Origin of the sequence: Bowmanella yangjiangensis, assembly GCF_017255015.1 — a bacterium.
GTDB lineage: Bacteria > Pseudomonadota > Gammaproteobacteria > Enterobacterales > Alteromonadaceae > Bowmanella > Bowmanella yangjiangensis.
In genome coordinates, this window is record NZ_JAFKCS010000517.1 from 1 (window position 1) to 540 (window position 540).

General features: G+C 63.0%; 1 protein-coding gene. It reads right to left on the reverse strand.

The annotated features are described in order from the left end of the window. Positions 1-540, reverse strand: a 540-nt coding sequence (locus J0A65_RS25430) for a HAMP domain-containing protein (protein ID WP_206597001.1), incomplete at both ends; no start/stop codon positions are given.

Below are 540 nucleotides of genomic sequence, written 5' to 3' on the forward strand. Positions count from 1 at the left end.
CCACCATGCTGTTGAAACCCAGCTCGATGGCGTTGAACTCGTCGCGTCGATGCAGCTCCAGCTTCATCGACAGGTCGCCGCTTTCCAGCGCCTTCAGGCCGTTGACGATCAGGTCGACCGGGCGGGTTATGGCACGCACCAGCAGCCAGCCACAGACTGCCGAGGCGATGATCGCCAGCAGCACGGCGAGCAGCAGGTCGATCTTCAGGCCGAGCACTTCATCGCGGATCGAGCGCGCGGCGTGGTCAGACTGCACGCGATTGTTCTCGACCAGCTCGTCGAGCACCTGCTGCGCCTGATCCCAGGCCGGGAAGACGTTCTGGATGCTGAACTGGCTGGCCTCCTGTGGCGTGGCCTGCTGCAGCATTTCCCGCAACTGCACATGCTGGCGCAGGTACTGCTGGGCCTGCTGCTCGAAGCGTTCGATGAGGGCGCGGTCGCTGGCCATGTGCACCGTCTGCTGATACTGCTTGAGCAGTTCCACCAGGCTGCTTTCGATTCTGGCGAACTCCTCCTGGTGGGCGGTCATTACCGTCGAAT